Raw genomic sequence first — 14320 nt, forward strand, 5'->3', positions numbered from 1 at the left:
AATAATTGTGGGGAATGAGGCGTCTAAAGCTCGATTATCGCATATCACCTATACCCATGCCTGGGTAGAACCAAGAAACATTTGTACAGTTACTGTTACCGCAATGGACTTCATGGAGATCCCCTCGGGTAGAGATCGTGCTACAACAATTTACGGCGCAGAATGTGCCTACGGATTTGCATATTCAGTCGACAATTGATAATTATATAAATGTTATGTTTATGAAAAAGAAAATTTCAATACTAGCATTCCTGATCTTCACCGGAGCTTTGATCGCAGGGTGGGGAGCTCCAAAGCAAGTACCTCCAGCCAAGTTTATCTGCATGGAGACAACGATGACCCCGGAAAATGTTGTGTAACTCAATACGGACGCTATTTTTCTGCAGATGAACAATATGTAGACACAATGGCGACAACGGTACCCTGTGCAGATTGTGTAAAAGGTTTTACAAGAGAGGTTCTTGACTAGACTGATAAAAAATACCGAAAATCTCCGGAACTCCTTAGCCTCGGGGACCAAATTATCAAATACCTCCAACCCATCACCTACAAGCGGTTTATGTTCCCATTAAGAACCTCTTGATCTCAGTGAGATAACATAATTTTGGAAGGAATACCTGCAAAATTCTTTCCCATCCTTACCTTACCAGAGTAGTCCGAAAGCACGTCGTACGAAACATCCCTGTTTCTATCAAAAGAAGAGAGAATTATGAAGGAATAACATCAACAACATTAACTAAAAAAACTCTACCACTATGAAAAAGATTATTATCCTTCTTTCGCTAACACTAATGGTGTCAATAATCGCAGGGCGAATGGCCTCCAATGCGCGTCTAAATAATATTGTTTATCTCCATTACCCAACAGATCCCCTTAACGTTTGTACTGTTCGGATGGACTCTGCAACCATCATAACAGATCCCTTCGGCCCTGTTCTTGCTACCACCATATTCGGCGCACCTTGTGTCCAAGCTAGGACTATTACGCTTTCCTATAATTAACCGGCAGCGCTTTCTTGAGAAAAGTCCTGGAACAGTAGTAATAACACAATGAGAAAAAAGAAAATATAGAAATCATTGATGGATCTCGAAAAATTTGAAAGAGGTGGAATTTTCCACCTCTGTTATTAAAACCTCCTTCTCTATAGACCGTAAATATTTAGAATCAATATTTAAACAAAACATCCATAATTTTTAACCAGAATAGTTCATCTCTATATATGGTTGGCAACGCTACCCTGTGTTACATACCTGAGATTCTTCAATCCTTAACAGAGCATCATCAGTAAAGTCAAAATCAGCATCCAATATCTCATATACAAACCCGCTCCATTAACTTCACCTGTTCTATACTAACCTTAGACGGATCATAAGCCAGGTACAGGCCATTCTTGGTAGGCACCCTCCCCTGCCATATCATCTTCAGCCCATCGTCCAGCATGTAGCCAACGGCTACAGTGAGCGCGCTGCAATGTTTAAGTGCCTGCAGGATCAGGTTCATATCTGGTATTACGCGGTGGGGTGTAATAGCCGGACGTTTAGGGAAATTCTTCTGCCAGAACCGGCGGATGATGGCCAGATCGGTGGTATAGGAAAACCAGCGCTGGGATTACAACCAGGCTTCTGCCTGATCCCAGTTTTCTTCCCGAACGTATTGATCAAATGCAGTAGTGTCGATTGATTTACTGCCAGCGTAAAATAGTCTGCCATAATCGGTCGGCACTATTTTCGGTTTTCTTTCAAACAGGTCTTGCCTACATAGGCTCCCAGTAAAGAAAGATGTCGACTCACATTGGGCCGTGAAATAAATAACACTTTTGATGCGGCTGTTAATGACCCTGCCTGATAAACTGCTTTAAATGTTCGGTACCATTCCAGATTGACCATGCCTTAAAGTTTATAATTCTTTTTATGACCGCCCATAAATTAAGCTATTTCCCTATTAGATTGCCGTGATAGAAATTTGCATTCAAATAATCATCAACATGGAAATCATTACCACAAGTACAGGAAGCATTGACTTACATGGACAATATCGATGTAACCCATATTGCGACCGGATCTAGGCTGACAGGGCGTTTTTTGAAGCGTTGATTCCCCTGGCGGGAGAAGAAGAAGCGGTATTCGCTGTCGAAAATAAAAGCGTTGCATTACCTGGCCGGGACATCAAAATCTGGATATACAGACCCAACGACCAGCAGCATTTACCGGCTGTCTTATATTTTCATGGCGGCGGATTCTATAAAGGCAGTCTGGACTCACACGACCGTTCTTTGCGGCAACTAGCCAATTTATCAGGTATCGTTGTTATTGCCGTAGATTACCGGCTGGCACCTGAATACCGGTTTCCCAATGGTTTCAATGACTGTCTCGATATCACGAAATGGGTATTCAACCAGGCCGCGGCGCTGAGAATAAACAATCATCGTATAGCCGTGGCCGGAGATAGCGGCGGAGGTACCTTAGCTACTCTGGTGGCGGCAAAAGTGCCGAATCTTGTCTGCCAGGTACTCATCTACCCTGCCACTGACCCCTCGTTTTCTACCCCTTCCTGGAAGGAGCTAGCAGACGGTCCAGGTTGGGCTATCCCAAAAAGCTATTCAGGTAAGTAGCAATAATGCCCGTCTGTTGCATCAGGCTTACATGCCCCTGTCCGGGCACAATGGCTAATTGTGTTTTGGGCGTCGCACCGAAGTCGAGAGGAGCAGTTCCCCCTAATAATTGAAATGTTTTTATCAACTCTATTTTATCCATCCCATCATGGTCGCCGGATATGATTAACACGGGCGCCTGAATATTGGCAATATTGTCGTCTCCCAGGTCAAATGGCGCCGCCGCAGAAGCAAACATCTGCTCCAGGAAGGCTGTCCATTTCGTTTTATCAGGTGCTACGGCATCGTACGCAGTTTTCATAGGCGTGTTTTCGAAAAATTCGGTCCTCATGTTTTTAAACGCATTGACCACCTCCGGCTGCCAGCCACTGCTTTTATAGGTGGCAGAAATGATGACCAGTTTCCTGAGTCTTTCAGGGCTTTGTATCGCAAACTGATAAGCTACTTTGCCACCAAAGCTATATCCTACGATATCCGCCCGGTCAATTTTCAGGTAATCCAGTATCCCAGCTACATCACTGGCTAACGTAGCCAGTGATAATGCCCGGTCTGAAAACGCAGTATGTCCATGCCCTTGCAGCTCTACAGCAATTACCTTTCTGGATTTCGACAGCTCCGGGATCAACGTGCTCCAATTCAAACCGATGGTCATATAGGCGCCGTGTAGTAAAACAAGCGGCTGGCCTTCGCCGTATACTTCGTAATACACTTCGATACCGTTCACTGGTATGTAGCCTTTTGCTGAAGGGCTGGTAGATTGTTCTGCAGTAGACATAATAATCTCAATTTTTGACCATACAAAGATGGGGCACATTTTAGTATTTAACACTGTGCAGAAACGACAATTTAGGGGGTTGATTCCGTCGATCGGTGCAGTTTGAGTGTTACCTGCATATTGAAATAAAAAAGCCTCACATTACTATGAGGCTTTTCGCGGAGCGTCAACCGCTAATATCGCTTTAAATATTTTTTAGGGAAATAGAAATATTGCAGAACAACAATGACTCCTCCCTACCTTACCATATCTTGATCCGCTTATCTTCGTCCAGGAACATCCTCTCTCCGGGTCGTACATTAAAAGCTGAATAAAAAGCGGGGGTGTTCATTAGCGGGCCATTTACCCGCCATATTGGTGGAGAATGGGGATCGTTATTAACCCAGTAGCGCAGGTATTCGTCTTTCATTTTCACCCGCCAGATCCTGGCCACTGAAAGGAAAAATCGCTGATCAGGGGTAAAGCCTCCGATCCTCGTTGTGTCCTGCCCTTGTTTAGTCATTTTAAAAGCATCATAGGCTACGGCGATTCCACTGATATCTGCTGTATTTTCTCCTACTGTAAGCGCCCCTTTTATATGAATACTATCCAGTACGGTGAAGGTGCTGTACAGGTCAATGACCTGTTGTGTTTTAGCCTTAAACTTTTTATAGTCTTCAGGTGTCCACCAATTTTTCACATTTCCGTCTTTATCAAACTGGGCACCCTGATCGTCAAATGTATGCGTCAATTCATGCCCGATCACCATGCCGATGCCACCGTAGTTAAGCGCGTCGTCAGCATTGTTGTCAAAGTAAGGAGGCTGCAGAATTCCGGCAGGGAACACAATTTCATTAGCGGCAGGATTGTTATAAGCTGTAACGGTGGAAGGTGTAGTGAACCACTCAGTTTTGTCAACCGGCTTTCCCAATTTAGCGAGGTTGTATTGGAAGTTGTTTGCGGCGGCCGATACCACATTTTCAAAATATTTATCCCTCACAATATTTACATGGTTGTATTCGCGCCACTTGTCTGGATATCCGATCTTTTTGGTGATGGCAAATAATTTCACTTTTGCTTTTTGCTTAGTGCTGTCGCTCATCCAGTCCAGCTTGTCCACCCTAACGGAGAATGCCTTCTGTAAGTTATTCACCAGCTCCAGCATCCGTACTTTGGCCGATTCCGGGAAATATAGCTTCGTATATAATTGTCCTAATGCCTGGCCAAGATAGGTATCTACTACGCTGGACATGATCTCCCCGCGCGTTTTTTGCATGGTTTGTCCCGTAAGGACTTTATTATATTCAAAGGATGACTTCACAAAGGGTTCGCTGAGGTAGTCTGCATAGGTACTAATATAATTTCCGCTCAGGTATACTTTCCAATCCTCGAGCGGAATCGATTTGAGGAGTGTGTTCAATTTGTCATAATAACCTGGTTGGGCTATATCCAGTGAATCTACGGTAGCACCCAGATGTTGGAAGAAAGCAGTCCAACCTATATTGGGTTGTTGCTTATTTAAAGCAGCCAGCCCTACCTTATGGAAATTGGCTTTTACGTCCCGCAGCTCAACATTGGTCTTATGTGATGTTGCCAGCTCCTTTTGGATATTGTAAACAAGTATTGCATTTTTTTGCGCTAATGCAGTATCGCTCCCTGTCAACGTAAAAAGATCTGCGAGGTACTTCTTATATGCCTGCTGTATAGCAACGGTGGCGGTGTCAGTCCTGAAGTAATAGTCTCTGTCCGGCAAGCCGATACCAGTTTGATAAATATGCCCAATATTCATGCTACTGTTTTCCTGATCGGGAGAAACCTGAAAAGCAATAAGGGCGGTGTTTGATAATTTGGTTTCTTCCGCCATGAATGTAAGCATATCAGGAATACCCTTGATAGCATTGATCCGCTGCAACCCGGCTTTGAGTGGCTCAAAGCCACGCTGATTGATGACATTGATATCCATTCCGGAAGCAAAGAAATCTCCGATCTTTTGTTCTATGCCTCCAGAGGGATTGTTACTTTTTGATACACTATCAAGGATACCCAGCAGCTTGAGACGTTGCTGATAATTCATAAACCGGTATGCACCTACTCCCGACTGGCTGGCCGGTATTTGTGCGGTATCATACCATTTCAAATTTACATAATTATAGAAATTATCACCCGGCCGAATGGTCGAGTCGATTCCTTCAATAGCAATGAAGGATCTTTCATTTGTTTGCGATTGGCAGGCAACAAAAACTAAGAAAACGGATAGCAAAAACCAGTTCTTCATATACATTTAGATTGGTTGCGAAGTGATGTTGATTGATTAATAAAGATATCGTTTATATCGAATACTTTTTCAAATAAAAAAAGATAAAAATATCCCGAACTTTAATATCAAAACGAGTGGAAAGAATAAAAAAGATGAGAGAAGCATCAATTCATAAAGAACAGCGTTGAGTCTTTTCTGCGGTAGTACGAATTGGAATGATGGAGGTTTTAATACGCAGTATAATTGCCAATGTCAGGATGTTTGTGATAAGACTACCACAATCCCCTTTAAAACAAAAGGCCTTTGGTGATGAACCAAAGGCTTTTTTAACTTTTGCGGAGAGTCAGGGATTCGAACCCCGGGACCTGTTACAGTCAACAGTTTTCAAGACTGCCGCAATCGACCGCTCTGCCAACTCTCCAGTGGCGCAAATGTATAAAAGGGAACGATGTAAAAAAAATTTTTAGCCCGTTTTTTTAAAAAAATTTACGCAGTGAAGCGGCCGCCCTGTTGCCGGACAGCGCCCAAAACGCAACAAATCAGCCACCACACCACCTTTCAGCACGGGTACATTTTTACGGTTATATAGTACCCTGAAGCACAATCATTTAGACAAACACATAAACATATCCATTTTCCTTAATTTTAGAGATGGACAATATATTCTTTGAAGGACCTGTCATGTGGTCTCAGATAGATGCCAACATGCACCTGCGGCACTCCGCCTATGCTGATTTTGCCGCCCAGGCCAGGCTGGCCCTGCTCGAAAAAGCAGGTATGAGTGCCCGCCAATTCGTTATCATGCATATCGGTCCCATTCTCTTCCGGGAGGAGCTGATCTACCTGCGTGAGGTGAATGCCAACGATACCCTGCGGGTAACCTGCGAAATGACCAAATGCCGCCCCGACGGCTCCCGCTGGTCCATACGCCACGAGATTTACCGGAAAGACGGCACCAAATCAGCCGTGGTGAATGTAGACGGCGCCTGGATAGATACGCAGCAACGTAAGCTGGTAGCCCTGCCGGACGATCTGATGGAGAAATTCAAAGCCATCCCCCGCAGCGCGGATTTTACGGAAGTTGTTCCAGGATAAAAGCCACCCTGCCGGCGACGCTCATACACGGCACCGTTACCAGCTGATACCCGCAACGGGTATAGGCTGCGTGCATGGCGTTATACGTAGCCACTGCCGTGGCATAGTCCTGTTTACGTTCGGTATCTCCCTGGTAGATCTCCTCCCAGGGCGGGAAGATAAATACCCGCGGATGATACCGCAGGGTGACGGCATATTCCGGCAGTACCGCCGGTACCGGCAAATTTTCCAGCCGGGAATAACCGATCAGATCGGGAATACCCCGGTCAAAAAATACAGGCTGCCCATCCGGCGGCAGGCGGTAAAAATCGTCCAGTGCCGCGCTGAGCATCTTGTCGCGGAACAAGATCTTATCTGCCCAGGGTAATGCTGTTCCCCCGCTGGCCACCTGTTCCTGTATAATCTGTCTTCCGGATTCCGGCACTACCGGAAACCCTTTTGCTGCCAGTGCTGTAATCACCGATGTTTTGCCCGCACCCGGACCACCGGTAAATACATACCCGTTCGTTTTAATCATGCTGATAAATAATTGGCTAAATACTGTTGGTGCAGTGTTCGCACCGGATGAGTGAGGGCACAAATCTATAGAAAATAGGGTAAACAAACAACGGACGAAAGTACAATCATCCATTGTAGGGAGGATGCTTTGGGGAACAATCATGGGAAAGGGACGGGGAACAAATAACGGTGAGTTAAAAACAACAGATCACGGGTCCTTCTGCATCACGGTCAGCGGTAAATATCCATGTTACCAGCGGGTGACGGGCTTAGCACTGGAAAATACCTGACGGTCAGATTCCAGGGCTTTGATGAAAGGCAGATCGTTTTGCAGGTATGCTCTGGAAGACTGTTCCAGGTAATTATCCATTTGAAAAAACTTGGCTGCGCGGGTTGCTCCCAGCAGTTTGTTCATACGCCGGAAATAGCGCATCTGCAAACGACCGAACTCAAGATCATTATTAATCAGCTGTTTGGTCAGACTATTCATTTTCTTCTCATCAAGGCAGGTAAATTCTTCATTATACATCCTTAGTAAAGCGATGCGTTCCGCCAGCCACGGACGCTTTTCATCTTCATATTCCAGAAAGGCATCTGTAAAAGCCCGTTGTTCCACAGGTGATATCTGCAGAAACTCATCATACAGGGTTCCTCTGTCCTTTCCAAAAATTTTGGTAACCAAATCCGGCTCATTATACAAATTGGCATCAACAGATATGGCAGATTGGGAGAATACTTCCAGTCCCGCCGACAGCAGGACCATCAACAAACAAAGTGATTTTTTCATGTTACCTGGGTTTTTAAAGGTGTTATCGGCATTCAATTGCCGCCCGCCGCGAAACTTTCATTTCTCAGGTCTCTTATGTTGTAACAAATGCACATCTATTGACAAATATCTCGTTCCCTCATGATGAGGCTGGTATAAGTCCTTTCGCTGCGACAGCAGTATTTTCTTTTAATGATTTTTCTGAAGATGTTCCGACCGGCCTGTCAGTACACCTGCCCTTGAGGATGGCAATCAGTTATGAAGTATGGAGGCGTTGGTTATGAAGTAACAAATTATCTCAGGGTTACGAAGGTAAGTAGAATAATCTTACAATAACAAATTTATTTTTCGACTAAAAATAAAAAGGCGATAAGCCCGGTAATGCTGGACTTATCGCCTCCCTCCTACGGAGAAATATCTAGTTCAGTGAATGGCCACTGGCCTTTAAAAACTGGCTATGCGCCTCTTTTGTCCATTGCTGATAATCTTCCAGGTTGATACCTAATTTCTCATCTCTTACCACCTCTTTATAGTCCCTGCAATCCCAGTATCCTTTGGCCAGTTCCTGCACGCTGATCAGCGTATCGGGCGTGCTGGATTCATACTGCGGATAACTTTTGTAATTACCAATTGCCAATTCCTGGATCTCAATTTTTACTGCTTGTACGGTTTGTTTAGCCATGGTTAAAATTTTTTGGTTCTACCCGGCTGAAAAACAAAAATGAAGCCTTTTACTGCCAGCCACGGACTTTTTAAGATTTCATTACCATAAAAAAATGTTAAGGAATCCTAACGCAACAGTCCGCTACAGGAGTATTCTTTTGATATATACCTTCCCCCAATTACCCCAATCCTTTAGCGTTTTGGAGATCGTTTCCCCCAGTTCCGTAATGGTTACCTTCTTCCCTTTCGCCGGCGGGTTAAGGCTTTCGGGCTTCACTTCATCTACCAGCACTTTGGTGGCAAACCAGGTGATATGCTCATGCGGCAATGCCAGTCCCAGTATCATCCCCGGCAATCCGGTAAAGGATTCCGGCCCGCCCGGCGTAACAATGGCATCGGTATAAAAAGCCACTACATACACCGAATCCATGATCACTGCATTGGCCCGCCGACAATCAAAACCAGCGATCTTGCGGGTTTCATCGGTGATCTTCCAACGTATACTGCGGATAGAATCCTGCTGCAGAAAGGTTTTATCAAATACCTCCTTTTGCGACACACTACGCCGCGCCGCCAGGTCTGAATAAACGATGTTATTCTCCGAAGGCATATCATTATCATGGTTCTCTCCCGGCAGCCGGCGCCCCGGCTTATAATAGGTAACAGTACCACTGAAATAAAGATCATGGTAGGACGTCTTAAACTGCGGCTGTCGCTTTTTTTCCAGCTCTTTCCATTCCTGCCCTTCTGCATCGCCCCACATCTCATCCAGGATGGCATGTATGTTCTGCTTCTTTTCAAATTCGATACGGCCCTTATCCAGGAAAACAGCATGCTGTGCCTGCCCGGCATGATAACCCAACAACAAAACCGTATATAAAAAAAGTTTGTGCATATATTTATTTTTGTGCGGCGCCACCACCCATTTTATTGAAGTTCCAGGTCACACTCAGCATAGCATAACGGCTAATGGCAGACCAGGTATTCTGCGTGATAAAATTACTGTTGACAGAGCGGTTAAAACCAATGTTCTGATTCAGGATATCCTTTACCGAAGCCCTTAGTTCGAGCGCTTCCTTTTTACCGAACTTCTTTGCCAGCCAGGCATTCCAGAGTATCACGTTATTATTGCCGGTAAATACAGGTGTCTTCTGCCTGAAATTACACACCACATCGGTTTGCAACTGGAACTTCCAGGGCAGGAACAGCGTCTCCGAAAAGGTAACGGTATAGGTCCAGTAGTTAGTGCGGAGCGATTGCTGTACAGAGGACCTGCTGGTATTATAACCTGCTTCTACAGATAGATAATGCTCATACTTCTTCTCTTTGGAACCCATCAGGTCAATTTCGGCAGTGGTATTGGTACTCTTTGTTACATTCAGCTGGTCGTTGATATAACCGGCATTCCGGTAATAGTTGCTCCGTAGCCCTGAACTGAGCTGCAGATACGAAGAAAGTTTCCAACCCAAGTTCACGTTCACACCCGCATTCTGATTACCATTGACATTCACATAACGGGTGGTGCGCCTTCCTTTTTCATCAATAAAGGAAGATTCTCCAAAATCATTGCTGGTGGTGGAATAGTTCATACTCACCCAAATGGAACGTTCAGACAACACCTTAAAATCATTATAGGATAGCCGGAAAGTATTGTTGAAAGAAGGTTTCAGTCCGGGGTTACCTATCCTCACATCCTGGTCGTCATCGTTGGAACGCAGCGGTTGTAACTGGTTCATGGACGGCTGCTGCGTGTAACCGTTATAGTGAAGTCCCAAACGCCGCTGCTGACTAAAGACATACCGGATGGAACCCGCGGGGTACCAGTTCACAAACCGGCGGTCCATGTTGTTTTGATGATACACGTCGTCCTGATGGAAGGTGGTAAAACCAAGGTTATTACCGGCTTGTATACGGAGCTTTTTCCCATTATACATATAAGCCAGTCCCGCTTTATGCATGAGTAAATTAAATACGTAACTATTGCTGTAAGTACTGTCTATCTTGTCGTACTTACCACCGTCCCCGGCATTGAAAGAATTACGGAACGATTTGCTGTTGGTCATCGTAAGGCCATAATTGGCCACCAGTGAGGACAATTCCGACAGCGGCTCGGTGTACGTTACAGTACCGGAGGCATTGATGTTTTCATTCCTGAACACCCTCCGCTGATCGGTAAGTGCAGAAGAATCAATACCTGTCACTTTTTTAAAATATTCGGTAAAAGAATATAACACACCATCGCCGTCACTAAGCGTGTAGTTCTCCGACAGGTTTACGGATACAGTACGTCCTTTTTTCTTCAATTTTTTGCGCCATAGCAGGTTGCTGTTTAACTGCCGGGTATCATCCGCTACAGACAAACTGCGGTTATTACGGTTTACCAGCGAACTGTCCGCATCCAGGAATTCAGACAGGAAACGGCTATTGGATTTTTTATGATCCAGCCCAGCGTTCATGTCCAGCCGTAAAGAGGAGGAAGAGTCCAGTTGCATCTCATAACGGCCATCCACGCGGTTGCGCAGGATATTATTATTGAAATGCTCTTGCTGACGACGATAACTGGTGGTGTTATCCGGCAGTATATTCTGGGTGGTAGTAGTACTGTTACCATCCACGTACATTCGCATGAACTTATAATTACCACCGAAATTTTGTTTATCCTGATTCCATTTATTGTTGAAGTGAATACCGCCTGTTTGCGACAGCGGATAGCCTTTACCGCTATACCGGCCATCCCACCCGGAAAATTCATCCTGGTTCATGAAAATAAGATCGTCTCCGTCGGGAGAAATCATATTCTCCACCTGGCTTTGACCATATTTCTCCTGTTCGTCCCAGGTGAGCCCTGTTTTGCCCGTACTGGAAATAAAACCATACCCTCCTACTTTCATTTTACCTTTGAACATATTGATCATAGCCTGGGTATCATGAATCCCATTGGTGCCGGCGCCGGTGCTCACCGTACCAAAATAGCCGTTTTTCTTGTTGTCTTTTAGTTTCAGGTTCAGTGTTTTGCTGTTTTGCCCGTCATCCACGCCGGTGAAGGCAGCCTGCTCGCTCTTTTTATCATACAGCTGTACCTTATCGATCATATCGGCGCGAAGGTTTTTGGTCACCAGCGTAGGATCGTCTCCAAAAAACTCTTCCCCATCTACCAGTACTTTTTTCACCTTTTGTCCCTGGGCTGTAATCTGGCCTTTATTATCCACCTGGATACCGGGCAGTTTCTTCAACAGGTCCTCCACAGAGGCGTTGGGCTGCGTTTGGTAGCTGCCGGCGTTAAACTCAGTGGTATCCCCTTTCATTTTGATGGCGGCTACTTTCTGTTGCACCACCACTTCCTGCAGCAGGCGGGAGCGCAACGTCATCATGATATTATCGTCATGCACATGACTGGTATCCGATAACGTTACCGGCTCTACGTAATCTGCAAAGGCAGGATACGTAATCATCAGCAGGTATTTCCCTGCCGGAATATGTTCAAACCGGAACGCTCCTGTTTCACCGGTCCGCACAAACTGATACAGGATAGAATCTTTTGCATGTAAGAGCGCTACGACGGTGTTGGATAGTTTAACATGATTCAGCGTATCAGTCACCTGACCGCTGATCTTCGCGTGCTGGGCGTGACTGGTACTATAAACGGCCAAACAAATAATGAATGCCAATAGTTTTTTCATGTGGGCAGCTACTACAGGTGAATGGATGTTATGGAAAACAAATTCCACAATAAAATCTGAAAAAGAGAGGAGGCAGATGATAAACATCTGTTAAATATGAATTTATTTATCATGTGTGAAACCGCATTGTGTTGCAAACTGTCGTTTTTAACCGCAGTCACATGGCAGGAAGACTTTGCCTGTAATGATAAACTATCTTATCAACCCCTAACAAAAACGTTATAGCACCGGCATACCCTCTATTATGACTCCGAAAAAAATTGTTGTATATTCAACAGCATGGAATCATCAACACTCAGAAGCAGCCAGTGGTTTGCCCGTGATGGCAAAGACGGCTTCATATACAGGGCATGGTTAAAAAAGCAGGGCATACCGGCGCATGAACTGGACGGTAAGCCCGTCATCGGTATTTGTAATACCTGGTCGGAGTTAACGCCTTGCAACTCCCACTTCCGGGAGCTGGCCGAATCCGTAAAACGGGGCGTGATCGAAGCGGGCGGTTATCCGCTGGAATTCCCGGTGATGTCGCTGGGGGAAACGCTCATTAAACCTACCGCTATGCTGTACCGTAACCTGGTAAGTATGGACGTGGAAGAATCTATCCGCGCCAACCCGCTGGATGGCGTTGTATTACTTTGCGGTTGCGATAAAACCACTCCCGCATTGGTCATGGGCGCCTGCAGTGTGGACCTGCCCACCATCGTGGTATCCGGCGGCGCTATGCTAACGGGCAGGCATATGGGAAGAAGTATCGGCACCAGTGATATATGGCGTTTCAGCGAAGAGCTGCGTTCCGGCAAAATGAGCACCGAAGAACTGGCCATGGCCGAAGCGGGCATGTGCCGCAGCGACGGACACTGCGCCGTGATGGGCACCGCCTCTACCATGGCCTGTATGGTAGAATCCCTGGGACTATCGTTGCCACAAAACGCCGCTATCCCCGCGCCGGATGCCGCCCGCAAAGTGCTGGCCCACCTCTCCGGTATGGAAATCGTGAAAATGGTACGGGAAGACCGCCGCCTGTCCCATATCCTCACCCGGGCAGCCTTTGAAAATGCGATTATGGTCAATGCCGCCATCGGCGGATCTACCAACTTTGTGGTACATCTGCTGGCCATCGCAGGGCGTATAGGCGTAGACGTAACACTGAAAGACATGGATACCTGGTCTGCCGAAATACCGCTGCTGGCCAACCTGCAGCCCTCGGGGCTGTATTTTATGGAAGACCTGTACTATGCCGGCGGACTACCGGCAGTGATGAACGCGCTGCTCTCCCGTTTGCATAAGGACTGCCTCACGGCCAACGGTAAAACCATCGGCGACAACTACCGCCACGCGGCCAGTTACAACCCGGAAGTCATTACCTCCCTGGAAACACCGTTTAATAACATATCCGGCATCGTGGTACTCAAAGGCAATATCTGTGAGCAAGGCGCCGTCATAAAACCTTCAGCAGCCACTCCCCGGCTGATGCAGCATACCGGTCCCGCTGTTGTATTTGAAGACATCGACGACTATAAACGCCGCATCGATGATCCCGCCCTGGATGTAACGGAGAATAGTGTACTGGTATTGAAAAACGTCGGACCTAAAGGATATCCCGGTATGCCGGAAGTAGGCAACATGGGCTTGCCGGCCAAATTGCTGGCCCAGGGCGTTACCGATATGGTGAGGATTTCTGACGGCAGGATGAGTGGCACCGGTTTCGGTACGGTGATACTGCACGTATCACCCGAAGCAGCTGCCGGCGGTACACTCGCTATCCTCCGCGATGGCGATATAATCACCCTGGATGTCCCTAACCGTACGCTGCATGCAGACATTTCCCCGGAAGAAATTACCCGGCGGAAAGCAGCCTGGCAACCGGTTTACCCGGTAAGTAACAGGGGCTACGTACAATTATACCAGCAACACGTGGAACAGGCACACCTGGGGGCCGACCTCGATTTTCTCAAAGGCAGTTCCGGCAGCCAGGTAACCCGGGACTCTCATTAAT

13 protein-coding genes and 1 tRNA gene are annotated in these 14320 nt (G+C 46.3%); 4 read left to right on the forward strand and 10 right to left on the reverse strand.

The genetic code is table 11. The features are described from left to right. Positions 1-221 precede the first annotated feature (221 nt). Positions 222-359, forward strand: a complete 138-nt coding sequence (locus ICL07_RS15390; protein ID WP_188088923.1) for a hypothetical protein — start codon at positions 222-224, stop codon at positions 357-359. A gap of 952 nt (positions 360-1311) precedes the next feature. On the opposite strand, the gene ICL07_RS15395 is transcribed toward ICL07_RS15390, so the two are convergent. After that, positions 1312-1500 carry a hypothetical protein gene (locus ICL07_RS15395; RefSeq protein ID WP_188088924.1) on the reverse strand — a complete coding sequence of 63 codons (189 nt, stop codon included), beginning with the start codon at positions 1498-1500 and terminating at the stop codon, positions 1312-1314. A gap of 221 nt (positions 1501-1721) precedes the next feature. After that, positions 1722-1886, reverse strand: a complete 165-nt coding sequence (locus ICL07_RS32440) for a LysR family transcriptional regulator (protein ID WP_246485071.1) — start codon at positions 1884-1886, stop codon at positions 1722-1724. A gap of 203 nt (positions 1887-2089) precedes the next feature. Between ICL07_RS32440 and ICL07_RS15405 the strand changes: the two genes are divergently transcribed. Next, positions 2090-2611, forward strand: coding sequence for an alpha/beta hydrolase (locus tag ICL07_RS15405; RefSeq protein WP_188088925.1), 522 nt, complete (start codon positions 2090-2092; stop codon positions 2609-2611). On the opposite strand, the gene ICL07_RS15410 is transcribed toward ICL07_RS15405, so the two are convergent. The 3 genes from ICL07_RS15410 to ICL07_RS15420 all read right to left on the reverse strand — a co-directional run bounded on the left by ICL07_RS15410 (position 2583) and on the right by ICL07_RS15420 (position 6043). Continuing rightward, the gene (locus tag ICL07_RS15410) at positions 2583-3386 is read right to left on the reverse strand and encodes an alpha/beta fold hydrolase (RefSeq protein ID WP_188088926.1); all 804 of its coding nucleotides are present in this window, start codon (positions 3384-3386) and stop codon (positions 2583-2585) included. The genes ICL07_RS15405 and ICL07_RS15410 overlap by 29 nt on opposite strands. Positions 3387-3627: 241 nt before the next feature. Beyond that, a complete protein-coding gene (locus ICL07_RS15415) occupies positions 3628-5646 on the reverse strand; it encodes a M13 family metallopeptidase (RefSeq protein WP_343071049.1) in 2019 nt (672 codons plus the stop codon). 312 nt (positions 5647-5958) lie between these two features. Then, positions 5959-6043 (reverse strand) — tRNA-Ser (locus ICL07_RS15420). Between the two features lie 230 nt (positions 6044-6273). Here ICL07_RS15420 and ICL07_RS15425 point away from each other — a divergent pair. After that, the gene (locus ICL07_RS15425) at positions 6274-6717 is read left to right on the forward strand and encodes an acyl-CoA thioesterase (protein ID WP_223151942.1); all 444 of its coding nucleotides are present in this window, start codon (positions 6274-6276) and stop codon (positions 6715-6717) included. Here the strand turns inward: ICL07_RS15425 and ICL07_RS15430 are convergent. The 5 genes from ICL07_RS15430 to ICL07_RS15450 form a co-directional block, all read right to left on the reverse strand. Further along, on the reverse strand, positions 6695-7234 hold the full coding sequence (locus ICL07_RS15430) for an AAA family ATPase (protein WP_188088928.1): 540 nt from the start codon (positions 7232-7234) through the stop codon (positions 6695-6697). The genes ICL07_RS15425 and ICL07_RS15430 overlap by 23 nt on opposite strands. 231 nt (positions 7235-7465) lie before the next feature. Continuing rightward, positions 7466-8002 carry a hypothetical protein gene (locus ICL07_RS15435; RefSeq protein WP_188088929.1) on the reverse strand — a complete coding sequence of 179 codons (537 nt, stop codon included), beginning with the start codon at positions 8000-8002 and terminating at the stop codon, positions 7466-7468. Between the two features lie 397 nt (positions 8003-8399). Beyond that, the gene (locus tag ICL07_RS15440) at positions 8400-8663 is read right to left on the reverse strand and encodes a hypothetical protein (protein ID WP_188088930.1); all 264 of its coding nucleotides are present in this window, start codon (positions 8661-8663) and stop codon (positions 8400-8402) included. A 123-nt stretch (positions 8664-8786) separates the two neighbouring features. Continuing rightward, entirely contained in the window at positions 8787-9539 is a 753-nt protein-coding gene (locus ICL07_RS15445; protein WP_188088931.1) for a GLPGLI family protein, read from the reverse strand. Between the two features lie 4 nt (positions 9540-9543). Beyond that, positions 9544-12411, reverse strand: a complete 2868-nt coding sequence (locus ICL07_RS15450) for a TonB-dependent receptor (RefSeq protein ID WP_188088932.1) — start codon at positions 12409-12411, stop codon at positions 9544-9546. 192 nt (positions 12412-12603) lie between these two features. Between ICL07_RS15450 and ICL07_RS15455 the strand changes: the two genes are divergently transcribed. Continuing rightward, positions 12604-14319, forward strand: a complete 1716-nt coding sequence (locus tag ICL07_RS15455; RefSeq protein WP_188088933.1) for an IlvD/Edd family dehydratase — start codon at positions 12604-12606, stop codon at positions 14317-14319. Position 14320: the final 1 nt, after the last annotated feature.

It is taken from the genome of Chitinophaga qingshengii (genome assembly GCF_014529935.1).
In the GTDB taxonomy this organism is placed as follows: domain Bacteria; phylum Bacteroidota; class Bacteroidia; order Chitinophagales; family Chitinophagaceae; genus Chitinophaga; species Chitinophaga qingshengii.